This is a genomic window from Ruegeria sp. CDSC052 (assembly GCF_059610685.1).
The window spans coordinates 369798-395819 of sequence record NZ_JBXWOB010000001.1 but is presented as its reverse complement, the minus strand read 5'-3'; the positions used below and the strand labels follow the sequence as shown (position 1 = coordinate 395819).

General features: G+C 55.7%; 24 protein-coding genes. 9 read left to right on the top strand and 15 right to left on the bottom strand.

Annotated features, from left to right (window positions below; genetic code table 11):
* Positions 1–47: 47 nt before the first annotated feature.
* The gene (gene purC, locus AC2FIM_RS01970) at positions 48–803 is read right to left on the bottom strand and encodes a phosphoribosylaminoimidazolesuccinocarboxamide synthase (protein ID WP_271946969.1); all 756 of its coding nucleotides are present in this window, start codon (positions 801–803) and stop codon (positions 48–50) included.
* 186 nt (positions 804–989) lie between these two features.
* Here purC and AC2FIM_RS01965 point away from each other — a divergent pair, with 186 nt between their 5' ends.
* Both AC2FIM_RS01965 and bmt read left to right on the top strand, forming a co-directional pair.
* A complete protein-coding gene (locus AC2FIM_RS01965) occupies positions 990–1307 on the top strand; it encodes a DUF1476 domain-containing protein (protein ID WP_271946966.1) in 318 nt (105 codons plus the stop codon).
* A gap of 118 nt (positions 1308–1425) precedes the next feature.
* A complete protein-coding gene (bmt, locus tag AC2FIM_RS01960; RefSeq protein ID WP_271946964.1) occupies positions 1426–2439 on the top strand; it encodes a betaine--homocysteine S-methyltransferase in 1014 nt (337 codons plus the stop codon).
* A gap of 5 nt (positions 2440–2444) precedes the next feature.
* On the opposite strand, the gene AC2FIM_RS01955 is transcribed toward bmt, so the two are convergent.
* The 10 genes from AC2FIM_RS01955 to AC2FIM_RS01910 form a co-directional block, all read right to left on the bottom strand.
* Positions 2445–3221, bottom strand: a complete 777-nt coding sequence (locus tag AC2FIM_RS01955) for an enoyl-CoA hydratase-related protein (protein ID WP_142633977.1) — start codon at positions 3219–3221, stop codon at positions 2445–2447.
* A gap of 71 nt (positions 3222–3292) precedes the next feature.
* Complete coding sequence (locus tag AC2FIM_RS01950; protein ID WP_142633979.1) at positions 3293–3751, bottom strand: cytochrome c-type biogenesis protein; 459 nt, start codon at positions 3749–3751, stop codon at positions 3293–3295.
* A complete protein-coding gene (locus AC2FIM_RS01945) occupies positions 3748–5712 on the bottom strand; it encodes a heme lyase CcmF/NrfE family subunit (protein ID WP_496675447.1) in 1965 nt (654 codons plus the stop codon). The genes AC2FIM_RS01950 and AC2FIM_RS01945 overlap by 4 nt, the downstream gene beginning before the upstream one ends.
* A gap of 75 nt (positions 5713–5787) precedes the next feature.
* Positions 5788–6366, bottom strand: coding sequence for a holin family protein (locus tag AC2FIM_RS01940; RefSeq protein WP_496731721.1), 579 nt, complete (start codon positions 6364–6366; stop codon positions 5788–5790).
* Positions 6357–6968 (bottom strand): holin-associated N-acetylmuramidase, encoded by a 612-nt coding sequence (locus AC2FIM_RS01935; RefSeq protein WP_271946953.1) that lies wholly within the window; start codon positions 6966–6968, stop codon positions 6357–6359. Before AC2FIM_RS01935 ends, AC2FIM_RS01940 begins: the two co-directional genes overlap by 10 nt.
* Before the next feature lie 121 nt (positions 6969–7089).
* A complete protein-coding gene (gene ccmE, locus AC2FIM_RS01930; RefSeq protein WP_271946950.1) occupies positions 7090–7536 on the bottom strand; it encodes a cytochrome c maturation protein CcmE in 447 nt (148 codons plus the stop codon).
* A 7-nt stretch (positions 7537–7543) separates the two neighbouring features.
* Entirely contained in the window at positions 7544–8572 is a 1029-nt protein-coding gene (gene argC / locus AC2FIM_RS01925) for an N-acetyl-gamma-glutamyl-phosphate reductase (protein WP_496731719.1), read from the bottom strand.
* 94 nt (positions 8573–8666) lie between these two features.
* The gene (murI, locus tag AC2FIM_RS01920) at positions 8667–9476 is read right to left on the bottom strand and encodes a glutamate racemase (protein WP_271946944.1); all 810 of its coding nucleotides are present in this window, start codon (positions 9474–9476) and stop codon (positions 8667–8669) included.
* Positions 9477–9484: 8 nt separating this feature from the next.
* Positions 9485–10363 (bottom strand): lysophospholipid acyltransferase family protein, encoded by an 879-nt coding sequence (locus AC2FIM_RS01915; RefSeq protein ID WP_271946941.1) that lies wholly within the window; start codon positions 10361–10363, stop codon positions 9485–9487.
* A 78-nt stretch (positions 10364–10441) separates the two neighbouring features.
* Complete coding sequence (locus tag AC2FIM_RS01910) at positions 10442–13861, bottom strand: indolepyruvate ferredoxin oxidoreductase family protein (protein ID WP_271946938.1); 3420 nt, start codon at positions 13859–13861, stop codon at positions 10442–10444.
* Positions 13862–14030: 169 nt separating this feature from the next.
* Here AC2FIM_RS01910 and AC2FIM_RS01905 point away from each other — a divergent pair, with 169 nt between their 5' ends.
* The 6 genes from AC2FIM_RS01905 (at position 14031) to grxD (ending at position 21116) form a co-directional block, all read left to right on the top strand.
* Positions 14031–14936 (top strand): LysR family transcriptional regulator, encoded by a 906-nt coding sequence (locus AC2FIM_RS01905; RefSeq protein ID WP_142633997.1) that lies wholly within the window; start codon positions 14031–14033, stop codon positions 14934–14936.
* Positions 14937–15213: 277 nt separating this feature from the next.
* Positions 15214–17463 (top strand): mechanosensitive ion channel family protein, encoded by a 2250-nt coding sequence (locus AC2FIM_RS01900; RefSeq protein ID WP_271946936.1) that lies wholly within the window; start codon positions 15214–15216, stop codon positions 17461–17463.
* Positions 17464–17695: 232 nt separating this feature from the next.
* The gene (purL, locus tag AC2FIM_RS01895; protein WP_496676203.1) at positions 17696–19855 is read left to right on the top strand and encodes a phosphoribosylformylglycinamidine synthase subunit PurL; all 2160 of its coding nucleotides are present in this window, start codon (positions 17696–17698) and stop codon (positions 19853–19855) included.
* Between the two features lie 134 nt (positions 19856–19989).
* On the top strand, positions 19990–20226 hold the full coding sequence (locus AC2FIM_RS01890) for a BolA/IbaG family iron-sulfur metabolism protein (RefSeq protein ID WP_142634001.1): 237 nt from the start codon (positions 19990–19992) through the stop codon (positions 20224–20226).
* A gap of 250 nt (positions 20227–20476) precedes the next feature.
* On the top strand, positions 20477–20800 hold the full coding sequence (locus AC2FIM_RS01885) for a hypothetical protein (protein ID WP_496707817.1): 324 nt from the start codon (positions 20477–20479) through the stop codon (positions 20798–20800).
* Positions 20754–21116, top strand: coding sequence for a Grx4 family monothiol glutaredoxin (grxD, locus tag AC2FIM_RS01880; RefSeq protein WP_142634005.1), 363 nt, complete (start codon positions 20754–20756; stop codon positions 21114–21116). Before AC2FIM_RS01885 ends, grxD begins: the two co-directional genes overlap by 47 nt.
* On the opposite strand, the gene AC2FIM_RS01875 is transcribed toward grxD, so the two are convergent.
* From AC2FIM_RS01875 to AC2FIM_RS01865, 3 genes are read right to left on the bottom strand one after another with little or no spacing between them, the layout of a single operon-like run.
* The gene (locus AC2FIM_RS01875; protein WP_246097133.1) at positions 21117–21461 is read right to left on the bottom strand and encodes an MliC family protein; all 345 of its coding nucleotides are present in this window, start codon (positions 21459–21461) and stop codon (positions 21117–21119) included. It abuts the gene before it with no gap.
* A 5-nt stretch (positions 21462–21466) separates the two neighbouring features.
* Positions 21467–21862 (bottom strand): cell division protein ZapA, encoded by a 396-nt coding sequence (locus AC2FIM_RS01870; protein ID WP_271946928.1) that lies wholly within the window; start codon positions 21860–21862, stop codon positions 21467–21469.
* On the bottom strand, positions 21862–22608 hold the full coding sequence (locus AC2FIM_RS01865) for a hypothetical protein (protein ID WP_496700236.1): 747 nt from the start codon (positions 22606–22608) through the stop codon (positions 21862–21864). The genes AC2FIM_RS01870 and AC2FIM_RS01865 overlap by 1 nt, the downstream gene beginning before the upstream one ends.
* 234 nt (positions 22609–22842) lie before the next feature.
* Between AC2FIM_RS01865 and tkt the strand changes: the two genes are divergently transcribed.
* Positions 22843–24867, top strand: a complete 2025-nt coding sequence (gene tkt / locus AC2FIM_RS01860) for a transketolase (RefSeq protein WP_496700235.1) — start codon at positions 22843–22845, stop codon at positions 24865–24867.
* Between the two features lie 58 nt (positions 24868–24925).
* On the opposite strand, the gene AC2FIM_RS01855 is transcribed toward tkt, so the two are convergent.
* Positions 24926–25888 (bottom strand): DUF808 domain-containing protein, encoded by a 963-nt coding sequence (locus AC2FIM_RS01855; protein WP_496707818.1) that lies wholly within the window; start codon positions 25886–25888, stop codon positions 24926–24928.
* Positions 25889–26022: the final 134 nt, after the last annotated feature.

Genomic DNA, 26022 nt, shown 5'->3' with positions numbered 1-26022 from the left:
CGCCGCCCAATATCGGCGGCGTTTTTGCGTTGTTCTTCGGCGTTCGATCAGTTGATCAAGGTCGGTTTGGACACATTGCTTTTCGGCAGAACGCCTAGGCGACGCGCAACTTCCGAGTAGGCGTCGGTCAGGCTGCCCAAGTCGCGGCGGAACACGTCCTTGTCCAGCTTCTGGCCGGTTTCGATATCCCAAAGACGGCAGCTGTCTGGGCTGATTTCATCCGCTATGATCAGGCGCTGGAAGTCACCTTCATAGACGCGACCGATTTCAATTTTGAAATCGACCAGACGAATGCCAACCGCCAGCATCACACCGCTCATGAAGTCATTCACCCGCAATGCGAGGCTAAGAATGTCTTCCATGTCCTGCTGGCTGGCCCATCCAAAGGCGGCGATATGTTCTTCGGTGACAAGAGGATCACCCAACGCGTCGTCCTTGTAGCAGTATTCTACTATCGGGCGCGGCAGCTGTGTCCCCTCGGCAATGCCAAGGCGTTTGGACATCGTGCCAGCCGCGAAATTGCGCACAATAACTTCAAGCGGTACGATTTCGCAGTTGCGGACCAACTGTTCGCGCATGTTCAGGCGACGGATGAAATGGGTCGGTACACCGATTTGATTCAGTCCGTTCATGAAGTATTCGCTCAGGCGGTTGTTCAGCACACCTTTCCCGTCGATCACGTCCTTCTTTTCAGCGTTGAAGGCGGTGGCGTCATCCTTGAAATACTGCACGATTGTACCCGGTTCAGGGCCTTCATACAAAATCTTGGCCTTACCTTCGTAAATTTTCTTGCGACGCGCCATGAGCGACCTTTCCAGACTGTCGCGAGGGAAAAAGTTCCTTCGCCTTGGCGCTCTCTTAGTCCAACCCCCACCTTCCCGCAAGTTCCGAGGACCGAGAGGCTTTGACGCAGCGCAAATACCTTGCACCCGGATCGTCGTATCGTCATATCATTAAGGAAAGAACTACCAACCCAAGGGGTCCAACTGATGACTACGTTTGACGAGCGCGAAAATGCATTCGAAGCAAAATTCGCCCATGATGAAGAAATGCAGTTCAAAGCACAGGCGCGTTGCAACAAACTGCTTGGCCTTTGGGCGGCCGAAAAACTGGGCAAAACCGGTAATGAAGCCGATGAATACGCAAAATCCGTTGTGATTTCAGACCTGGAAGAAACCGGGCACGAGGATGTCGTGCGCAAAGTTTCCGGCGATCTCGGGGATCTGTCTTCGGATGACGATATCCGCGCAAAAATGGCCGAGTTTCTGGTCGAGGCCAAAGCACAGGTTCTCAACGAAACCAGCTAAGGTCTCCCCGCAATATTCATGATCTTCATGAGATTTATGAATTTGATTTGACGCCCCGGTCATGAGACACGGGGCGTCTCGCATTTTTAGCGCGGCTCGCCAGTTTCGGAATATTCTTATGACAAATGCGCTCAGCAAACTTCTGGACTCCAACACGACTCTTTTGGCGGATGGAGCAACAGGTACAAACCTATTCAACATGGGCCTGCAGTCGGGCGACGCGCCCGAGCTTTGGAACGTCGATGCACCGGATAAAATCCGCGCGCTGTATCAGGGTTCGGTGGACGCAGGCAGCGACCTTTTCCTGACCAACACATTCGGCGGGACATCTGCGCGTCTCAAACTGCACGAGGCTCAGAACCGGGTCGCTGAACTGAACCGCGCAGGCGCAGAACTTGGCCGTGAGGTTGCTGACAAAGCCAACCGTCCGGTTATCGTCGCGGGATCGGTCGGACCAACCGGCGAGATCATGCAGCCTGTTGGCGCCCTGTCCCATGCCGATGCCGTGGAAATGTTCCACGAACAGGCGCAGGCATTGAAGGACGGTGGTGTCGATGTTCTTTGGGTCGAAACCATCAGCGCCCCAGAAGAGTTCAGGGCCGCGGCAGAAGCCTTTGCGCTGGTCGATATGCCTTGGTGTGGCACGATGAGCTTTGACACGGCTGGCCGCACCATGATGGGTGTCACATCCGCCGACTTTGCTCAGTTGGTTGAAACGCTCCCTAACCCGCCGGTTGCCTTTGGCGCAAATTGCGGGACTGGCGCGTCTGATATTCTGCGCACTGTCCTTGGATTTGTCGCACAAGGTACGGAACGGCCGCTGATATCAAAAGGCAATGCCGGTATTCCGAAATATGTGGATGGACATATTCATTATGACGGCACGCCGGAACTGATGGGCCATTATGCGACCATGGCGCGAGAGGCTGGCGCAAGCATTATCGGCGGATGTTGCGGCACAATGCCCGAGCATCTGCGGCACATGAGAGCTGCGCTTGACGGTGCCCCGTCCGGTATACGCCCAACCCTTGATCAGATCACGGACGCGCTGGGCCCGTTCTCATCCGCAACTGACGGGACTGGCGAGTCCGCCCTTCCGGAACGGCGCGTGCGTAAACGCCGCCGCGCCTGACAACCTCAACGCCCTTCGAATTTCGGGGGGCGTTTTTGCATGAAGGCAACGACGCCTTCGGAAAAGTCTCGGCTGCGGCCACATTCACCTTGCAGATGCGCCTCTGCCTCGAGCTGTTGCGGCAGAGTGTTTTCATAGGTGCCGCGAATAGCCTTTTTGATGGCGCCAAACCCTGAGGTTGGACCTTTGGCCAGATACATGGCCCGCTTGCGCCAATGCGCTTCGAACTCCGCGTCGGGAACGGCTTCCCAGATCAGGCCCCAGTCGTCGGCCTGTCGAGCACTGATCTTATCGGCAAAAAGAGCAGCGCCCATGGCTTTGGCGAACCCCATCTGGCGCGGCATAAACCAGGTGCCTCCAGCGTCGGGCAACAGGCCGATACGGGCAAAAGCCTGCAGGAAATAAGCACTCTCCGTCGCGATCACGATATCCGCGCATAGCGCCAGATTGGCCCCTGCCCCCGCAGCAGCGCCATTTACTGCGGCGATTGTTGGAACCGGGCAATTATAGATTGCTTCAAGCATGGGCTCGTATTCGTCGCGCAGCGTGCGCTCAAGATCAATCTTCCCGGTGCTTGAGGCATCACCTAAATCCTGACCCGAGCAAAAAGCGTTTCCCTTACCGGTCAAAACAATCGCGCGGGCATGGGTGGCAGCGTGTTTCATCGCGTGCGTGACTTCGGCCCGCAACTGAGCGGTCATTGCGTTCAACTTCTCTGGGCGGTTCAGAGTTACCACTGCCAGATCATCCGCAATGTCCAACAGGATCGCTTCGTATTCCATCCACCCCTCCAAGGTTCGCTGCGCCTGCGACCCTGCCTCAATTTCCAATGAAGGAAAAGGTGAACCGAAGGTCAATCTTTGAGGATTTCGCGTAATCGTTCTTTCTCGGCGTCGCTAAGGAGGCCGTCACCTTCCCTTCGGTCCTGTTCCGCCGATCTTTTGCGTAAAAAGCTGAAACCAGTCGCCACAGCGATCAAAAGCATGATCGGACCGGCCAGCCACAAAAGGATGTTCGATCCTGACGTTGTTGGCCTTAGCAAAACATATTCGCCGTAGCGATCAACGATAAAGTCAATCGCCTGTCCATCTGTATCGCCGGCCACCAGGCGTTCGCGCAATAACAGGCGCAAGTCACGGGCCAATCCTGCATTGCTTTCGTCTATGCTTTCGTTGCGGCAAACCAGACAGCGCAAGCCGGAACTCAGATCCCGCGCCCTCTGTTCCAGGATCGGATCATCAAGCACCTCGTCAGGTTGGACAGCCATGCTTGGCGTTGCCAATAAAAGCAGTATCAGTAGAAACCGTTTCATTCCGCCGGAACCCCCTGCGTCGGCGTCTTGCGCGCGCCTGCCGCAACGCGAAAACGCCTGTCGCACAGGCTAAGAACGCCACCGAGCGCCATCAGTAGGCACCCGCCCCAAATCCAATTCGCTAAAGGCTTGATATAAGTCCGCACGACCCAGCCACCATTTGCCTGCTGATCTCCAATGACGACGTAAAGATCCCTGAGAAACCGATAGTCAATCGCAGCTTCAGTCGTTGGCATCCTTGAAACTGGGTAGTCGCGTTTTTCCGGATGCAGTGTTGCGATTGTTCGACCGGCCTGTTCGACCTTAACATCGGCTGTGGTTGAGAAATAGTTGGGCCCCTCGACATTCCGAACCTGTTCAAGTGTCAGAGTGAACTGGCCAACCTCGAAAGGCTGCCCCGTCTGCGCAACGCGGATATCCTCGACCTCCCATGCGGTCAGCCCGGCGATGGCAAAGATCGTAACCCCCAGTCCGGTATGGGCTGCAGCCTTGCCCCAATCGGCACCGGGCAGTCTGAACAGACGCTGCAGGTTGTTTTTTCTTCCAGTACGGCTCCAAAGGTCCACAATAGCGCCAAATGTGATCCAGGCCCCCAGAAACAGCCCCACGGGTCCCAATGCGCTGCGACCGGTCTGCATGACCCAAACGAGCAAGCCAAGCGCAACCGCCAGAAGGAATGCGAACCGCAACGAATGCGCCGCCTTGCCAAGCTTTCCACGTTTCCACGGAAGCATTGCACCAAGCGGTAATACAATCCCCAGCGCAACCATGAACGGTGTGAACGCCGCATTAAAGAACGGCGCGCCGACCGAGAGTTTGCGATCAAATGCCATCTCGGCCACCATCGGCCACAAGGTTCCGAAGAACACAACGAAACAGCTGACCGCCAATAGAATGTTGTTCAGCACCAGGGCGCTTTCGCGGCTGACCATACCAAACACGCCCTTGGCCTCCATCGCTTGCGCGCGTGCCGCATAGAGTGTCAACGCACCGCCAATGAAGACCACAAGAATGATCAGGATAAACACGCCGCGTTCAGGATCATTGGCAAAGGCATGTACCGAAGTCAAAAGCCCCGATCGCACAATGAACGTCCCGATCAGCGAAAAGCCAAAGGCGATAATCGCCAGAAGGATGGTCCAGCTCTTCAGCGCTTCACGCTTTTCGACCACGATAGCAGAATGCAACAGGGCTGCCGCCAATAGCCACGGCATGAAAGAAGCGTTTTCGACCGGATCCCAGAACCAGAACCCGCCCCAGCCCAGCTCGTAATAGGCCCACCAGGATCCAAGCGCGATCCCAATGGTCAGAAAAATCCATGCGGCCAGCGTCCAGGGACGCACCCACCTCCCCCAAGAGGCATCCACGCGCCCTTCGATCAGCGCGGCCACTGCAAAGCTGAATGCCATGCTCAGGCCGACATAGCCCAGATACAGAAACGGCGGGTGGAATGCCAAACCTGGATCTTGCAATAATGGGTTGAGATCCCGCCCATCGAACGGGGCGACAATCAGACGGTCAAATGGGTTCGAGGTGAGCAGGATAAAAGCGTAAAACGCCACCCCTACGGCCGCCTGAACCGCCAGCACGCGCGCTTTGAGCGTCGGAGGTAACCCTGCGCCAAAAAAAGCGGCCATGGCCCCGAAAACTGCGACGATCAGGACCCACAGCAACATTGACCCTTCGTGGTTGCCCCACGTGCCGCTGATTTTATACAGCATCGGTTTGGCGGAATGGCTGTTTTCAACCACTATCCGCAATGAGAAATCAGAGGTGGTAAAGGCCCAGACCAACGCCGCGAAAGAGAAGGCGACTAACAGAAACTGTGCAATAGCGGCGGTTTCTGCAAAGGACATCCAGCCAGTCCACCGTTTCGCCGCCCCTATCAGCGGAATGACCGTCTGAACGATGGCGACGAGAAAGGCGAGTATCAGCGCGAAGTGACCAAGTTCTGTAATCATGGTCCCGCATATATTCCTGTTGAGGGACAATCACCAATCACTTTCGCCTCTGCCGGACGCACATAGTGTCGCGGGTCAGGCGGACCGACCCCGCCGCCAATCCTCGAGCGCAGGGTTGAAATCGGGTTTTAGGACCTCATCGGCCAAGCCTGCATCTGTCCCAGTATCAGCGACCCCAATCAAACGTTCCCGCATCTCTGCCAGTGTTTCGATGTTTTCCATAACTTTCGGAGTACGTGTCATCGTTGCCGAAATTTCACGCTGCAGATCCTGCACTTTGGTCTGGTGTCTTGCGCCGAAATAGAACGAGACGACCACGCCCAACAACCACCACAAGGGCTCAGGTACCAACGCAATCCCCTGCATCCGAGCGGCAAACCAAAGCGGATCGACCATAGCGGCGATAAACAGCCCCAATGTTCCCAAGGCCATGGCGGGGCGCGGCAGCCGGTTGAGCCCATCCATAAAACGGTCAAATGCACTTTTTTGAACCCGCTCGAACTCAGCCCTATACTGTTCCAGTACTCCCAGTTGTCGCGTCAGGTCGCGTTTAGCGCCCTGCTCAGAATTTTCACGAAAGACTTCGGTTGTTTCACGCACGACATTCCGACCCTCGCCAAACAAGAACGCAAATATTCCTGAGATCAGCCCCATTCAGAAACCCTCCTTTGAAACTCTGCGTCGCTAAGATGATAGGTCGGTGACAGGAATTCCTCGGCGCGTCGTATCCAGCCACCTTTTGCCCCAGACCGGGACCGAGCATATTTGCGAGAGGCTGGACGCCGTTCCGCTATCCGGAAATAATAGTTTCTCCTGGCAACGCCATAAGCATCCCGCAGCGCGACAGGGTCCGGTTCAGACGCAGCACTACAAGCCTGCGCCGTCTGCGGGCCCACAACGCCATCTACGACGACATGATACCCCATTTCACGCAGCAAATATTGCATAATTTTAACAGCTTGAACGCCTGAATTCACGTACATGTCGAAAACAGATGGCTGCAGAATGTTAGGTAGTAGGTGTAATCGCGGTTTTGAGAAATAGTGGCGGATAAAGATTTCAACGGCCTGCGACCGGCTCAGCCGCCTTACATCGGATACATCAACGTTCCCGTCCTGCGTCAGGTCCAGTTGCAATCTGCGCATGGTATGGATTGTTACGCCGAATTTTGTCGCTCCACCCGGATCGTCGGGGTCATCGACAAAACCACCTTCACGCGTAACTATCTGTTCCGCGATCTGCCGAACCGTCTGCATGTACTGTTCTCCAACTTGGGACAGACAGACGCTCGGACAATTCTGTTAATACAGCTAAAATAGAAAGGGCGCTGCATGTCGATCCACGCAACGCCCGAATTCCGATCTCAAAGCCTATGGCTCAGCTCTCGCCGGCCTCCTTGTAAATACCTTGTTCTTTCAACGCGTCCACAACCTCTTTTGGCATATAGGTCTCATCGTGTTTCGCAAGAATTTCTGAGGCTTCAAAGACTCCGTTTACGTAGCTTCCGGTACCAATCATACCCTGGTTTTCCGAGAACAAATCAGGCAAAACCCCAGTAAACGTGACCGGCACACTTTCGCCACCGTCCGTCACCACAAAACGCACGGTTTCCCCTTGCCCCCGCACGATCGAACCCTCTTCGACCAGACCACCGATCCGGAATACTTCAGTCGGTTTTGGCGGCGCTGCCATTACTTCACTGGGCGAGCGGAAGAAATTGATGCCGTCCTGCATAGCGTATCCGATCAACGCCGTAGACACTGCCAAAGCAACGATTGACAGAAGGATGATTTGAACGCGACGACGTTTCTTGAGCGTTTTCATTTGTTCCTCATGGGAAAAGTGGGGCCATCATCAGACCCGCAGTTTCAGCTTCACCTAACATCAGGTTAGCGTTCTGCAAGGCTTGGCCACTGCTACCTTTTGTCAGGTTATCCAGTGCTCCGATCACAATGGCGCGCTTCTCGATCCGGTCGCTGGCCACGCCGATATGGCAGAAATTTGAGCCGCGCACATGGTGGGTCGAGGGTGTTTCGCCAAATGGCAGCATCTGGATAAATGGTTCGCTTTCATAGGTTTTCACAAGCGCTTCATAAACGCTCGTGGGGTCACCTTTGACATATGTAGTCGCTAGGATACCCCGGTTTGCCGGAACTAGATGCGGAGTGAACTGAACTTGGACCGGGCGCCCTGCAAGGGCAGAAAATTCTTGATCGAATTCCCCCAAATGCCGATGAGTACCGCCAACAGCATATGCGTTATATCCTTCGCTAAGTTCGGCATGCAGCAGGTTTTCTTTCAGCGACCGCCCGGCACCAGACACCGCGCATTTGAGGTCCAGAATGATGTCATCCAGATCGATGACACCGGCCGAAATCAAGGGACGCAATACATATTGTCCGGTAGCGGCGTTGCAACCTGTTCCGGCAACCAAACGGGCCGTGCAAATTTGATCGCGATAAAACTCGGTCAGGCCGTAAACGGCCTCCTCCTGCTGCTCCAAAGCCGCATGAGGGTTGCCATACCATTTTTCATATTCCTCAGGGTCGCGTAGCCGGAAATCGGCGGACAGGTCGATGATTTTCAGGTCCTTCGGCAGATCGCGGATAACTTCCTGGCTGGTTTTATGTGGCAGCGCGCAAAAGCACAGGTCGATCCCTGAAAAGTCGATTTCTGAAATTTTGCAAAGAACCGGTAATTCCAGGTGCCGCAAATGTGGAAATACCTGCGCCATCGACTGTCCGGCTTTCCGTTCGGCAGAAAGTGCAGCGATTTCCATATTCGGATGCTCGGCGATCAACCGAACCAGTTCAGCGCCGGTATAACCCGAAGCGCCCAGAATTGCGATTTTGTGGGTCATCTTGGACCTCTTGAAACTCTATGCCACTGTTCATGCCCGCCACTGTGACGGTCATGGGATTACGGATTCTTTCAGGCCGCGTCTTTGACCAAAGTCAGACAGCCTCGAAAGTAATTTGTCGTCGGAGGAACTGGGTGGCGCGATCACTGACAACGCCTGGCTTACCAGTGGTCAGATAACCGCCCTTCGCCGCACCCTGCATGTTCGGGTGCCGCTGCAAATAGTCTGCCAGACTTTCGGCAACCAGATCACCCTGGCTGAACACCTCAACGTCGGGTCCTAAGGCCTTCTGAAACGCCTCAGCCATCAAGGGATAGTGCGTACAGCCCAGAATTGCGGCCTGAGGCTCTGGCATCTTGCGTTTCAGGGCGTCCACATGGCTTCGAACCAGCGCTTCGGCCAGGATCATGTCGCCTTCCTCGATGGCATCAACGACCCCACCGCAGGCCTGCGCCTCAACATCTACGCCAATCGCACGAAAGGCCAACTCGCGTTGAAACGCGCGACTCGATACGGTGGCCGGGGTCGCAAACAAAGCGACGTGTTTGACCGCGACTTCACGCGGCGGGCTGTTGTCACCCCATTGCCGCTCAGTCAGCGCTTCGATCAATGGAACAAAAACGCCCAAGACGCGCTTGCCTTGAGGCACGCCCTCTTCCTGCATCCGCCGCAAAGCAGCAGCGCTGGCCGTATTGCAGGCCAGAATCACCAGATCACATCCCCGGTTCCAGAGGTCGTTCACCGCACCCCGGGTCAGCTCATAGATATTCTCTACATCACGCACCCCGTAAGGCGCATGTGCGCTGTCCGCGTAATACAGGAAATCAACGTCGGGAAGACGTTTCTGCGCGGCGTTCAGAACGGTCAGACCGCCCAAACCAGAATCAAAAATGCCTACTGCCATTTGCCCCTTTAGGCGCGATGCCGTTCCTCAAATTCATAGCCATAGTCATAAGACTTTAGTGGCTTTGGAGACAGCTCATACGTTGCTTTGCGCAAGAAATCCATCATCTTGCGCGTATCCTTGGCCAACGGGTCCAGAACGTCGCGGCCGATGGGCTCTCCGATCACCACCTGGACCGGGGTATCAACGCGTTTTTTGAATTCCTTGATTAGCAATCCCATGCGCAATGTATTGTGCAGATGGCTGGCGATCTGAAACAGGCGTGAGGTATGACCGTCAAAAAAGACCGGCACAACTGTCGCGTCTGATTTGGCAACCATCCGCGCTGTGAAGCCACGCCAGCCCGGGTCCATCGGGTACGAGAAAGGCTTTGCCCCTGTGCTGACGGTACCGCCGGGAAATATGCCAATCGCGCCGCCCTCGCCCAGATAGTTCAAAGCTTTCTTGCGGGTCTCGAGGTTCTGCTTCATCGCAGCTTTTGTATCGTCGAATGAAATCGGCAGAACGACCCGATTCAGATCCTCTGCCTTACGAAACACATGGTTGGCCAGAATGCGAAAATCCCCACGCGTACTGGACAACATGTGCCCCATCATCAACCCATCCAGAATTCCATATGGGTGATTGGCAATCAGAATCAGAGGGCCATCACGGGGAATATTAGACAATGACCCGCCAACCACATCCAGAGACAAACCGTATCTCTCAACCATGACCGACCAGAAATCTCGCCCGTTGGCCACGTCTTTTTCGTACCCATCAGCACGCCTGATAAGGCGCAGGCGGCCTGTGGTGTTCTCCATAAGCTTGATGACCATCCGTCCGCTTTTGGTTTCAGCGGAATAGGCATAAGAAATGTCACGTGCAACATGGCGTCGCGAGGGCATGGAAGTCTCCGGTTTTGTACCTGCATTTTAGATGCAAGTAACAATTTTGCCTAGCTGTCGTGACACGGTTGTGACGAATTACTCGGCGGCGGCCTGTAATTCAGGTCCTCCGTTCCGTATCGTGGTCAACAATTCCTCTCTGCGTTTGGCGGCGCTCGCCTCATTCGCCTTAAGGACGGGTCCAAAACCTTTGATATCCAAGGGCAACTTAGCGAGCGCAATTACGGCATCCTTTGTTTGGATGGAAATCAGCGGAGTGATCTCTCTGAGATCACGCTCATATTGCTTGATCAGCGCGCGCTCCATTCGACGTTCGACACTATAGCCAAAGATATCCAGCGGAGTACCTCGAAGAGCTTTTAGCCGAGACATGAATTTCAGCGGCTTCAGCATCCATTCGCCGAAACTCCGTTTGCGGGGTCGGCCATCTGGTCCTTTGCCACCAAGCAGCGGTGGGGCAAGGTGGAAAGTCATTTTGAATTCGCCATCAAATTCGGCGGCGGCTTTCTCCCGACTGGACAGTAACAACCGGGCCACTTCGTATTCGTCCTTGTAAGACAACAGCTTATGATACCCTTTTGCGACAGCATCACGAATTTCTGCATCCTCAAACGAGTCAACGATTTTGCGGTAGCGTTTCGCCAAACGAGCGCTTTGATACTGGGTCAGATGATCGGCGCGGAACGCGATGACCTGCTCTGGTGATTTCGGGAGGTCGGAAACACTTGGCCGTAGAATCTCATCGACTTTTTCCGGGTGTAAAACCGCCCAACGACCGATCTCAAAGGCTCTTTTGTTGCGTTCTACCGCCGTTCCGTTCAGATCAATGGCTGCAATCACCGCATCGAGGCTGACGGGTATCAGCCCGCGCTGCCATGCGGCCCCAAAAACCATCATGTTCGAATAGATTGAGTCTCCCATCACTGCGCGCGCAAGCTCAGTGGCATCAAACAGGGAAACGTCTTCTTTCAATCGTGCTTGCAGCGCCAGTTCCAGCCTCTCACCAGGAATCCTAAACTTAGTGTCGCGCGTGAAATCACCGGTAACGGTTTCGTGGCTGTTGACCACCGCTCCGGTCTGACCCAAGCGTGTCAGGCCAAGTGTTTTGGCCCCGGCGGAAACAACCAAATCACCACCGATCAATGTGTCGGCTTCACCCGTTGCCACACGTATTGCACTGATATCATCTGGCCGGTTGGCTATACGGCAATGAATATGAACCGCACCGCCTTTCTGAGCCAAGCCTGCCATCTCCATCATTCCGGCGCCTTTGCCGTCAATCTGGGCCGCCTGTGCCAGGATCGCCCCGAGCGTGACAACTCCGGTCCCACCGATGCCGGTAATGACAACATTATGTGTGCCCATGATTTCAGGCAGCTCGGGCATCGGAAGATCGGGCAGATCAAGTTCGGTCGTCGCTTCTTTGCGAATCTTCGCGCCTTCCAGCGTTACAAAGGAGGGGCAGAACCCACTCAGACACGAAAAATCCTTGTTACAGCTCGATTGGTCAATCGCGCGCTTCCGGCCAAGTTCGGTTTCCTTGGGAACAATCGAAACACAGTTCGATTGGATGCCGCAGTCACCGCAGCCCTCACAGACATCCGTATTGATAAAGACCCTTTTGTCCGGGTCGGGAAAGGTTCCGCGTTTACGGCGACGGCGTTTCTCAGCGGCACAGGTCTGGACATAGACGATGACCGAGACGCCCTCATAGGTGCGGAATTTCTCTTGCACAGTCATCAGTTCGGCACGCTCAAAGCTCTCTACCCCTGCGGGTAAGGCTTTGAAGTTTACATCTTCTTTTTCGTCATAGACCAGCGCGACATGTGTGACGCCCATAGCCTTGACCTCGGCCGCGATCCTTTCGGCGGTCAGATCACCCTCATTGCCCTGCCCGCCCGTCATTGCGACTGCATCGTTGAACAGAATCTTGAAGGTGATGTTCGTACCCGCCGACAAAGCTGCCCGGATCGCCTGAACACCGGAATGGTTATAGGTGCCGTCTCCGAGGTTCTGGAACACATGATTGGTGGTCGAGAACGGCTCTTCCCCGATCCAGTTTGCCCCTTCGCCACCCATCTGAGTAAAGCCAAATGTGCTTCGATCCATCCACTGAACCATGTAATGGCATCCGATGCCCGCATAGGCCCGGCTTCCGTCTGGTACCTTGGTCGAACTGTTATGCGGGCATCCAGAACAGAAATACGGAAGGCGCGAGGCTATTTCCTCGGCATTGTCCGCCCGGCGCGCTTCGGTCAGCTTGGTCAAACCTGCGCGGACCCCGTCGGTATCACGGCCTTCTTCAATCAGGATACCGCCCAGTTTTTCAGCGATCATGTTCGGATCAAGGGCACCGCGGGTGGGAAACAGCTCTTCCCGATGCAGCGTCCCAGCACCGCCCTTGTACCAGCCATAGACTCGTCGACCACGGCGGTCGTCAAAGATCGCTTCCTTAACCTGAACCTCGATCAGTTTACGTTTTTCCTCAACGATTACAATCAGGTCCAAACCTTCTGCCCAGTCATGAAATCCGGACATATCCAGAGGGAACGTCTGTCCGACCTTATAGGTCGTGATGCCAAGGCGCTCGGCCTCGGCCTCATCAATATTCAACAAGGAAAGCGCGTGGGTAAGGTCCAGCCAGTTCTTGCCAGCGGCCACCAGACCTATCTTTGCGCCGGGTTTGCCCCAGACACGTTTGTCCATCCGGTTGGCCCGTGAAAACGTTTCAGCCGCAAAACGCTTGTAATCAATAATGCGCTCTTCCTGCAGATGAGGCGTATCGCCAAGCCGGATGTTCAGCCCTCCTTCGGGCATATCAAACTCGGGCACCAAGACTTTCATGCGATCAGGGTTGCCATCAACGACCGAGGTCACCTCGATCGTGTCCTTCATGGTCTTGAGGCCGACCCAGACACCGGCGAACCGACTGAGCGCGAATCCGTAAACGCCGTAGTCGAGTATCTCCTGTACTCCGGCCGGGCTGACCACTGGCATGTACATATCAACCAGCGACCACTCGGACTGATGCAGAACGGTCGAGCTTTCGCCCGTGTGATCATCCCCCATGGCCATCAGAACGCCACCATGTGCCGCCGTCCCTGCCATATTGGCATGGCGCATCACGTCGCCTGACCGATCTACACCAGGTCCTTTTCCGTACCACAGACCAAAGACGCCATCGAACTTGCCGTCACCCCTTAACCCGGCCTGCTGACTGCCCCAAAGCGCGGTTGCCGCAAGATCCTCGTTCAGACCGTATTGAAAAGTGACATCGCTTTCTGTCAGCTGTTTCTGCGCGCGCATCATCTGCTGGTCGACCGCTCCAAGAGGCGATCCGCGGTATCCCGTCACCAATCCCGCAGTGTTCAGACCCGATTTCGTGTCGCGCGCCTTTTGCATCAGCATAAGGCGCACAAGCGCCTGAGTGCCGTTCAATAGAACCGTGTTTTTGCTTAAGTCGAAACGGTCGTTCAAAGAAATTTGTGGCTTACTCATCAAACGCCTCCCCTCGTCAGATCAGTGTGCTTCATCTGCTTCCATATTAGGTCATAATAACTGACCTGCCTAGAGCTTATCCTCTGAAACGCAAGGATTTCGCCGTTTGAATGTGGAAGTTGTCACCTATTTCATATAGGCGTTCGGCAGGATAACGAAAGTTGCGGCGATGGATTGGGACAAGCTTAGGATATTTCACGCGGTTGCAGATGCGGGCAGCCTGACACATGCAGGCGATAAGCTGAACCTATCTCAATCGGCAGTCAGCAGACAAATTCGGGCATTGGAAGAGTCACTTGATTCGACGTTGTTCCATCGTCACGCCCGCGGTCTGATTCTGACCGAACAGGGTGAGCTGCTGTTCGACGCCACCTCGGCAATGTCCAAGCGACTGGACGCGGCAGCGGCGCGCATACGAGACAGCGAAGAAGAAGTCTTTGGTGTGCTGCGGGTCACAACCACATTTGGCTTTGGGACCCTATGGCTCGCTCCGAGGTTGCCAAAGCTGTATGAACAATACCCGGACCTAAATATCGACCTCATGCTTGAGGAACGCGTTCTTGACCTGCCAATGCGCGAGGCCGATGTCGCCATCCGTATGAAAGAGCCTAGCCAGGCTGATCTGGTGCGCAAGCGCCTGATGACAGTACAGATGCTGCTTTATGCTACCCCGGAATATCTAAAGGAAAGCGGTCAACCTGCCTCCCTCGAAGAAATCTCGAGCCATCGACTTATCTGTCAGACCCCCTCAGCCCCCCAAGTAGGGGCCAGTGCGGCAATGGTACGGCATCTGATGACCTATAACCCGGCGTCGTTGCTGACAGTGAACAACTATTTCGGTGTCTTGCAGGGCGTACTGCACAATCTGGGAATTGGCTTGCTGCCCGATTATGTCACGCATGATTTCCCGCATCTGCTGCCGGTACTTTCAGACATCGAAACGGCTGACGTTCCTGTTTATCTCGCCTACCCCGAAGAACTACGCCATTCCAAACGCGTGGCAGCCTTCCGCGATTTTGTGCAGGACGAGATCATCGCGCAGCGTAAACACCTGAAGAAAATGGGGAAACTATAGCTATGCGTCAACGTCATAGCGGACATGACGGACTATCACACTGAAACGCCTTGATCGTTATCAAACTGATGCCTAAATGAGCACTCGAAGGCGGTGATGCTGTAACGCTCATCATCTTCATACCTCCCTGTTGGACTACGGCCGAGCTTAGTGCTCGGCCTTTTTTTTGGTCCTGGCTTAATCGGTGACACCGAACAGCCGAAAACTGCTGGGAAATTTCCACCTCCGCGCCTATGATCCCGTAAAAGATCAAAAATTCGTGTTCGAGGGAAAATTCATGCACCATCCACTCCGCCTATTACTGGCGTTGATTTCCGCCATTCTTCTTGCGGTACCAGTACACGCACAAGACAGTGGGACCGCGTCGTCTACGGTCACAATTCCAGAGGACCTGACGCCCGATCAGGTTGATGGCTTGGTGGCACGTATGTCCGACGATCAGGTTCGCGCCATTTTGTTGGAACGGCTCGACGCGGTTGCAGAAAAGCAGGCGGCAGCAAACGAAAACCATGAAGATCCGCTTACCGAAATCAGTGAAATCTGGGCCGAGATGGTTACCTCTTGGACGCAGGTTTTGACCACATTGCCAAATATTGTCAGCGCCCAGGTTGAGGCGTTCAGCAATTTCTCAGCGAAATTCGGATCTACCGGGGTGTTTGGCCTGTTTGGGCTGATCCTAGCAGTTCTGGTGGCCGGATACGCTGCTGAAAAATTGTTTGGGTTTCTCACCCGCAAATGGCACGAAGAGCCCGATGGGAATTCCGATGCTGATCTTTGGAGCGCGGTACGTTACTTGTTCCGCCGTTTCTGCCGGGAAATCGCAGGACTTGTTGTGTTCTATGTTGTTATCCGGGCGATTGGACGGGGCTTGCTGACGACAGAACAGCTTACCTATGCCGCCCCATTCGTTTTCTACCTGATTTGGATTCCGCGTCTGGGCGCAGCCGCCTCACGCTTTGTACTGGCGCCCAAAAAGCCACATTACCGGTTGGTCAACATAGACGATCATTGGGCCAAATATCTGCATCGCAACCTGATTGGCCTTCTTCTATTGATCGGCCTCACGCTCTTTATCGTACGGTTCAACTTGCTTAACGGTATCACCCCGGCCGATACGCGTATCGGTTTCTGGCTGAACGCTGGCATCCATATATACATTGGGATCATCGCCTGGACCGCGCGCGAAGGGTTGTCTCAGATGATGTTGGGCACGGACCCGGATCACACCAAATTCGATGAAAAGGTCGCTCATTACTATCCCTACTTCGCTATCGGCGTTTCGGTGGTGATATGGTTCCTGGTCGAATTCCTGATCGCACAGCGTGATCCCAGAACACTTGCCCTGCTTGGCAAAGGGCCACATTTCACGACGATGTTCTGGCTGCTGATCGCACCAGCGCTTGATACGCTGATCCGTGGCCTAGTGCGCCATCTTCAACCCCCAATGTTGGGCGACGGACCATTGGCCGAACGCGCCTATAAATCAGCCAAGCGCAGCTATATCCGGATCGGTCGCGTGCTGGCGGGCCTGTTTGTGGTCTTTATGATCGCACGGGTCTGGCAGCTTGATCTTCGACACGTCGCCTCTGCCGGGATCGGAACCGACGTTGGCGGTACGGTTATCGAATTCCTGATGATCATCGCTGTCGGATACATCTTGAACGAGGTCGTCTCACTATGGATCAACCGTCGTCTTGCCAAGGAACAGACAACGGCAGAAGAGCTGGATGAAGAGGCCGGTGGCGAGGGTGGCGGCGCAGGCGGTTCACGTCTGGCGACGGTTCTTCCCTTGCTGCGGATCACGGCGCAAGTCACGATTGCGGTCATCTTCGGCCTGCTTGCATTGGGCGCGCTGGGCATCAACATCACCCCACTTCTGGCAGGTGCTGGTGTCCTTGGTCTTGCGATCGGTTTCGGCGCTCAGAAGCTGGTGGCAGATATCGTCGGCGGTGTCTTCTTCCTTATCGACGATGCGTTTCGCGTGGGTGAATATGTCGATGTCGGCGGCACCATGGGCACCGTCGAGAAAATCTCGATCCGTTCGATGCAGCTCCGCCATCACCGTGGGCCCGTTCACACGATCCCCTATGGCGAGATTCAAAAGCTGACCAATTTCAGCCGTGACTGGGTGATCATGAAGCTAAAGTTCACCGTGCCGTTTGACACTGATCCCAACAAGGTCAAGAAGATCTTCAAGAAGATCGGCGCCGAGATGATGGCGGACGAAACCCACAAAGAAGGCTTCTTGCAGCCCTTCAAATCGCAAGGTGTTTTCGACTTTGACGATGTTGGCATGATCATCCGCGGCAAGTTCATGGCCAAGCCGGGCAAGCAGTTCACGCTTCGCAAGGAAATCTTCAACCGGGTGAAGGCCGAGTTCAATGCCAATGGCATCGACTTTGCCCGCCGCGAAGTTCGCGTAGCAATTCCTGGTCTGGAAGAGGCCGAGAACCTTACCGAACAACAAAAAGCTGCTGTTGGGGCCGCTGCGGCGGACTCGATCAACAAGGGAGAAACCCCAGCTTAAAGACCAGATACAGACGCCACGCGGCTTTTGGGCCGTCTGGCAGGAAATACTATAGACGGAACCGGCCACTGGCGCGGTTCCGTTTTTTTCTGGGTACACAAAGCGCAGAAAAGCTCGAAATTGGCATATGCCGGTTACGTTATTCGACCCTGCGCTGACTTGGCCCTTCCCACAGACGCGCCCTTGCCCTACAAGGCCCGCAATCTCGGCCACCATGGATACAGGACAAACGATGCAAGAGCCCGCCATCACACCGGATCTGATTGCCGCGCACGGGTTGAAACCCGAAGAATACGAGATGATCCTGGAGATTATCGGGCGCGAGCCAACCTTTACCGAGTTGGGCATTTTCTCGGCCATGTGGAACGAGCATTGTTCCTACAAATCTTCTAAGAAATGGCTGCGCACCCTGCCCACCTCTGGACCCCAGGTGATCTGCGGACCGGGTGAAAATGCAGGTGTGGTCGATATCGGCGATGGTCAGGCCGTGGTCTTCAAGATGGAAAGCCACAACCATCCGTCTTACATCGAACCCTATCAAGGTGCGGCCACAGGTGTTGGAGGTATCCTGCGCGACGTTTTCACCATGGGTGCGCGCCCAATCGCCTCGATGAACGCGCTGTCTTTTGGTGAACCCGGCCACCATAAGACCCGTCAGCTGGTCAATGGCGTGGTCGAAGGTATCGGCGGCTATGGCAACTGTTTCGGCGTGCCTTGCGTTGGCGGCGAAGTGCGCTTTCACCCGGCCTATAATGGCAACTGCCTTGTGAATGCCTTCGCAGCCGGGCTGGCTGACAGTGACAAGATTTTCTACTCAGCCGCATCGGGCGTCGGCATGCCGGTTGTCTATCTTGGAGCCAAGACCGGACGCGACGGCGTGGGCGGAGCCACCATGGCCAGCGCCGAATTTGACGACACGATCGAGGAAAAGCGCCCCACCGTTCAGGTTGGCGACCCGTTCACCGAAAAACGCCTGATGGAAGCGACGCTGGAGCTGATGCAAACCGGCGCAGTGATCTCGATCCAAGATATGGGCGCGGCGGGCCTGACCTGTTCCGCAGTTGAGATGGGGGACAAAGGCGGTCTGGGCGTTCGGCTTGATCTGGAAAACGTCCCCCAGCGCGAAGAGAACATGACAGCCTATGAGATGATGCTGTCGGAATCCCAAGAACGCATGTTGATGGTTCTCAAACCCGAGCTTGAGGCCGAGGCTCGCGCCGTTTTCGATAAATGGGATCTGGATTTCGCTATCGTGGGTAAAACCGTCGCCGAAGATCGCTTTCTGATCATGCATAATGGTGAGGTCAAAGCCGATCTGGTTCTATCCAAACTCTCCTCAACCGCGCCCGAATATGATCGCCCGTGGGAGCCTACACCGCAAGCAGAAGATCTGGCCGACGTGCCTCAGATCGACCCAATCGACGGTCTGCGCGCCCTGCTCGCTTCGCCCAACTATGCGGGCAAGCAATGGGTTTACGAGCAGTATGACACCATGGTTATGGCCGATTCCGTGCGTACGCCTGGTCTGGGCGCCGGCATGGTTCGTGTACACGGCACCGACAAAGTTCTTGCTTTCACCAGTGACGTGACCCCGCGCTATGTGCGAGCTAACCCTGTTGAAGGCGGCAAGCAAGCTGTTGCCGAAGCCTACCGCAACCTGACCGCCGTCGGGGCATTGCCGCTGGCGACCACTGACAACCTGAATTTTGGCAACCCAGAAAAGCCCGAGATCATGGGCCAGTTCGTCGGCGCGATCCAAGGCATTGGTAAGGCCGTCGCAGCGTTGGATATGCCCATCGTGTCCGGCAACGTGTCGCTTTACAACGAAACCGACGGTCAGGCGATCCTGCCGACCCCGACAATTGGAGCGGTCGGCCTTCTGGCGCACACGGACGAGATCATAGGTAATGAGGTCCGCGACGGCCACGTGGCTCTGGTCATCGGCGAAACGCAGGGGCATCTGGGCCAATCCGCGCTTCTGGCCGAAGTGTTCAACCGCGAAGATGGCGACGCGCCGCATGTCGATCTTGACGCCGAAAAGCGCAACGGAGAGTTCATCCGCGCAAACCGAGAGATGATCAAAGCCTGCACCGATCTTGGCGATGGTGGTCTGGCATTGGCGGCCTTCGAACTGGCCGAGGCAACCGGCGTCGGCATCACGCTTGACGACGCCTCGACCGAATTCCTGTTTGGCGAGGATCAGGCCCGTTATCTGGTCGCCTGCAACTTTGACCAGGCCGAAGCCCTGATGATTGCCGCAGGTCAGGCTGGCGTTCCACTGGTATCGGTCGGGCGGTTCACGGGCGACAGCGTCCGCATCGGCTCTTCTGAGGCCTTGCTTGATGAACTGACTGCCACTTTCCGCAACAGCTTCGCCGAAGCCGTCGCCTGATTTTGGCACCTGCGCTTCTGAAAACCTGCACTTTGACAAGTGCAGGTTTTTGTCATTTCGGGGCGTCTATCTGACCCTTGCGCGCCCCGCCCCGGCGCACTACATCTTGGGAAAGACTTTCAGGAGAAACCTACATGCCGATGAGCGCCCACGAGATTGAGAACCTGCTGCGCGACGCGTTTCCCGATGCGGACATTCAGGTCGGCGGCAGCGACGGCGTACATATGTCGGCCATGGTCGTGGATGAGAGCTTTCGTGGCAAAAACCGGGTGCAACAACAGCGAGCAGTCTATGCAGCCCTCAAAGGCAAGATGGACGGCCCGGATGGCGACTTGCACGCGCTGGCGCTGACGACGAAAGTGCCTGAGTGAGCACGACTTTTGGGGCATATGCTATTTGGGGCGTCGTGCTGATTGCCATCCTTGGTATTTATGTAGTGGTTATTGTCAGACGTAGCCGCTCTGACCGAAAACCAGTTACGCGCGATCCCAAGGGGGCAACCCCCAGCCAGAATGCGACTCTAGTCGCGTCAACGACAGACGGAGGCAGAGGCGGTGGTGTTAGTGCAATCGTTATTCCTCGGGACCCACAGGCATACGCAAAAACCATGGCCCCCAAGAAATGAACCTTTGGCTCGTCAGCATTTGCGCAATCGCAGCATTGATAGTTGTCGCCGCGCTGATCGAGGCCTATGTAAAACGCAACAGAAAGCGTAAATTGGCTGACATGCGCCCGGACCCCGACAAAATCAGCAAGGTTGGCGGCATTGAACGGTACGGGCTTGATCCGGTGACGCTGGCACAGGCCGAGCACCAACGATTGGAAAAAGAAGGCTGGGCTCCTGGCCAAGCAGAGAACGAAACGACCGCCGAAGATGCGGGCGAAAAGGATGACCAAGATGACCGACGTGAAAACCCAGATCGACGAGACCGTCAAAGCCAATGATGTGGTGCTATATATGAAAGGCACCAAGGAAATGCCGCAATGCGGATTCTCCTCGCGCGTGGCAGGCGTGCTGAACTACATGGGCGTAGAATTTGCTGACGTGAATGTACTGGCCGACGAAGGCTTGCGTCAGGGGATCAAGGACTATTCTGACTGGCCGACTGTTCCGCAACTCTATGTCAAAGGCGAGTTCGTAGGCGGATGCGACATCATCACCGAGATGACCCTGTCGGGCGAATTGGACACGCTGTTTGACGAAAACGGTGTCGGCTACAACAAGGAAGCCGCTGATAAAATCAGAGAAGCAAACGCCTGATCAGCGGCTGACGCAATTTCCCAATAAGACCTGCTCGCTGGCGGCATCTGCACCTGTCGCCAGAAAGCTCACCGTGGCGTCCCAGCCTTTGGAGCGCAGGATGTAAGTGCCAGTTGTTCCGTCGGATTCATAGCGGATACCAGAGCCGCTCTGAGCTTGGCGCAAAGTCACCAGCTTATTGTCGACCATCATGGCTGCCGCGCTGGATCCGTCCTCGGCATTGAAATAGGCAACCTCAAGAGGCACGCCGTTATCACAAGTAAATGTGACGGGCAGAATATCGATCCCAGCCCAGGAAACCTGCGCTGACACAGACATGAAAGTCGCAATAGCAATAGTACGCATATTTATCATTTCGTTGACTTTTCTTCTATGAATACCGCCATTGCCTCGGCCCGAGCAGCCAATTCTGCCAAGGTGTCAGTGACCGAAGGTGGAACCACGGCAACTTCAATTCTTTCCGGCTCGGGCTGTGGCATGCTGCGCAGGTTCCGAAGCTCGGATTCGGCCTCCGCCAGCTTATTTTCCAGCGAGTTGATTTTGTCACCTGTGGCTGCGGCTTTGTCTGCCAACATCAATCCAGCCATCAAAAGCATCCGGGATTCAGGCATCCGACCGATCTGATCCGACAATACCTGCGCTTCATCATCCAGCAATTTAGCAGCAGCTTGCAGGAAAACCTCTTCGCCTTCCTGGCACGAAACCTCAAAGCCGCGCCCCCCGATTTGAATGGTCAATTCAGGCATTATTCCACCTCTCCTTCGGCCAGTTTCGCCTGAGACAGCAACGGTTCCAACCGGGCCAGCACGGCATGTGCTTCGGCCGCATCGGTGGCCTGCGCTGCGCGCGTTGCCTCAAGCTCGGCAGCTGTGGCACGGTTCAACAGATCCGCATCGGTCATTCCGTCTTCTGCAGCTGCGCGCAGCTCTTCGACCGACATTCGTAGTTGTTCGTTGGCTTTGCGCATGCGCTGCAGATCATCATCCAGACGCGACATCGCCGAGCCATGGCTACTGCGTTCGGCGCGCAGCATTTCTAACTCAGCGCTGAGTTCCGCCACGCGTTCACTATCCGCCAATTCCGAACGAAGACGGGCATTTTCGGCTTTCAGTTCTTCGACAACATCCTGATCTTCCAATGCTGCCTTTGCGCTTGCCAACTCGGCCCGTGCGGCTTCGACCGAGGCAAGCTGTGCCCTGGCATCGTCGAGTTGCTCGCGCAGCGCTGCACTTTCCTGATTATCGGACGGGGTATTACGCAAGCCTTCGATTTCTAGGCGCATGGCATCGACTTCGGAATCGTGTCTTTCTTTTAATGATCTGAGACGCTCTTCAAGTTGAGCATTCGCAACCCTCTCATCATCCAGAGCTACACGCAGAGTGTTATCTTCTCCACCGCTGCCTGCGCCAACTTCCGCCAATGTCGCAATGCCGGATCCAATCCGATCCATCGCGGCCACAATACGGCGTTGTAGTTCTTCGATCTGGCTCATGCCCCTGCCACCTTTTTATCAAGGTTCCTTGTTTCGCGAGGTTATCCGAATCAACCTTGTACGCGTCTTGGCCTAGTCTAACCCAATGGCATCGAAAATACCCACTGTTTGCTTTCAACGACTTGGGTCACATTCTTGATCCAGCAAAACCCTGCAGCACCCAGTTCTACTTGCACTTTGAGGGCTGAATGGTATTGAGCGGCCATCTGCCTGTAATCCAAAGGAACAACACCCGTGGACCTGACTGCGCTGCGCAATGCCAACCCCGAACACTGGGACAAAGCTGCGGCCATCCGCACATTGACCCTCGACGCCGTCGCCGCCGCCAATTCCGGCCATTCCGGTATGCCAATGGGCATGGCCGATGTCGCGACCGTACTGTTCGAAAAGCACCTGAAATTCGACGCCTCGGCCCCAAGCTGGCCCGACCGCGACCGGTTCATCCTGTCCGCCGGTCACGGCTCGATGCTGATCTATTCGCTGTTGTATCTCACTGGGAACGCTGACGTTACGCTGGAACAGATCAAGAATTTCCGTCAGCTGGGCGCAAAAACTGCAGGTCACCCCGAGAACTTCCTTGTCAACGGGATCGAAACAACAACCGGCCCGCTGGGTCAGGGGATCTCGAACGCCGTTGGTTTTGCCATGGCCGAGGAAATTCAGCGCGCTCATTACGGCAAGAAGATCGTAGATCACTATACCTATGTCATCGCGGGCGACGGCTGCCTTATGGAAGGCGTTAGCCAAGAGGCCATCACGCTGGCCGGCCGTCACGAGCTGGGTAAGCTGATCGTGTTCTGGGACAACAACAACATCACCATCGACGGCACGGTCGACATCGCTGACCGGACCGATCAGGTGAAACGCTTTGCCGCCTCTGGCTGGCAGGTTATCGAGATTGACGGCCACGATCCGCAGGCCATCGACGAGGCCATCACCAAGGCGAAATCGTCCAACAAGCCGACCATGATCGCCTGCGAAAGCCATATCGCTTTGGGTCACGCGGCGCAGGATACCTCAAAAGGCCACGGCGCCCTGACCGATCAGGAACAGCTGAAAGCGGCCAAAGAGGCCTATGCCGCCCCCCATGGCGCCTTCGAAGTCCCGGCAAATGTCAAATCAGCCTGGGAAGCAATCGGTTCGCGCGGCGCAGCCGAGCGTTCTGCGTGGGAGGAGCGTTTCGCGCAGATCTCTGAACGCAAACAGGCCGAGTTCAACCGCTCTTATGCGTTCGAGGCACCCAAAAAGCTGGCCGGTGCCATCCGCTCGTTCAAAAAGCAGATGTCGGAAGATCAGCCCAAGTTGGCCACCCGTGCCTCGTCCGAGAAAGTTCTGAACGCGGTCAATCCGATCATGCCGGAAACTATTGGCGGCTCTGCTGACCTGACCGGTTCGAACAACACGAAATCGGCCGATATGGGCGTATTCCTGCCGGAAAACCGCAAGGGTCGGTACATCCATTATGGTATCCGCGAACACGGCATGGCCGCCGCGATGAACGGTATGGCGCTGCATGGCGGCATCCGCCCCTATGGCGGTACCTTCATGGCGTTCACCGACTATGCGCGGCCCTCGATGCGGCTTGCAGCGCTGATGAAGATACCCACGGTCTTTGTGATGACCCATGACTCGATCGGTCTGGGCGAAGACGGCCCGACCCACCAGCCGGTCGAGCATCTGGCGATCTCACGCGCGACACCGAATACCTATGTTTTCCGCCCGGCGGATGCCGTTGAAACAGCGGAATCCTGGGAACTGGCGCTGACCTTCAAGGACAGCCCTTCGGTCTTGTCTCTGACCCGCCAAGGCGTGCCGACCGTACGCAAGGATCACAAAACCAAAAACCTGACTGCACAAGGCGGCTATGTTCTTGCCGAAGCCGAAGGCAAGCGTCAGGCAATCCTGATCGCAACCGGTTCGGAAGTGTCGCTGGCAATGGAAGCCAAGGCGATGCTCGAGGCCGAGGGCATTGGCACGCGCGTCGTGTCGATGCCATGCATGGAACTGTTCGCCGAGCAGGATGAAGCGTATCGCAAGCGGGTTCTGCCCGGTGGAGCCGTCCGTGTCGGCATCGAGGCCGCCGTCCGCGCCGGAGGCTGGGACCGCTGGCTGCTGGGGGAACGCGGCCGTGACGCCAAGGCGGGCTTCATCGGCATGTCGGGCTTTGGCGCGTCTGCGCCCGCTGATGAACTGTACAAACATTTCGGCATCACTGCAGAGGCCACAGTTGCAAAGGTCAAGGAATTGCTGGAGCTGTAATTCCCAATTTCAAACATCAAGCGAAGGGCGGCCATGCGCCGCCCTTTTCGTTTTCTGATTAATGCGTTTCAGATTTCCGAGACAAAATCGGCGCGACCACTTTGGTTGCAATCGGGATAAGCACGAACCCCCAGCCCAGTCCGAATATGCCATCCATCGTGGCTTTGGAAATCCACTCCACGGCACCTTCCCATTGCGCCGAAACCGCATGCCCGGCTGCATAGGCCATGTCATGGATCTGATGTCCCAACCAGCCAAAACCCAGAACCTCAAGCCCGTGAATGATGATCGAGCCGCCAACCCACAGCATCGCAGCTGTGCCGACAATCGACAGCACTTTCATGACAACCGGCATCGCCTTGACCAATCCACGCCCCAATCCGCGCCCGATCGGCGTTGGTGCGTTCTGCGCCAGGAAAAGGCCCACATCGTCCATCTTCACGATCAAGGCGACCGAGCCATAAACGGCCAGAGTCACACCTAGTCCAACAACGGCCAGCGTTGCCGCCTGCATCCAGATATTCGGTGCTTCGATGGCGGCAAGGGCGATTGTCATGATCTCGGCGGACAGGATGAAATCGGTTTTGATCGCACCCTTGACCTTCTGCTCTTCCAAATGGCCCGGGTCTTTGACCTTCATATCTTCGTCTATAACGTGGCTGCCATGAGGGAAAAGCAGGTGAAATATCTTTTCTGCCCCTTCGAAGCACAAATAGGACCCGCCAAGCATCAACAAGGGCGTTATCAACCAGGGTGCAAAATTGGCCAGCAACAAAGCGACTGGCAACAGCAGGATAATCTTGTTGAAAATCGAGCCGCGCGCAATGCGCCAGATGATCGGCAATTCCCGCGCCGGGGCAAAGCCCTGCACATATTTCGGAGTAACTGCTGCATCGTCGATGATCACGCCCGCAGTCTTGGCCCCGGCCTTGCCGGCGGCAGCGACCACATCGTCCACTGACGCCGCAGCAACCTTTGCTATGCCAGCAACATCATCCAACAGTGCCAACAAACCACTCATGCGTGTTTCCTCTCATCTCACCTGTCGCCAGGGGACCCTACCCGATCCGACGGCTAGCGCAAGCGTTAGCGCAACCGGCGAAGGTTTGCGCTAACACGTTAAGAATATGTCACTTTTGCCCTTTTGAGAAAGCG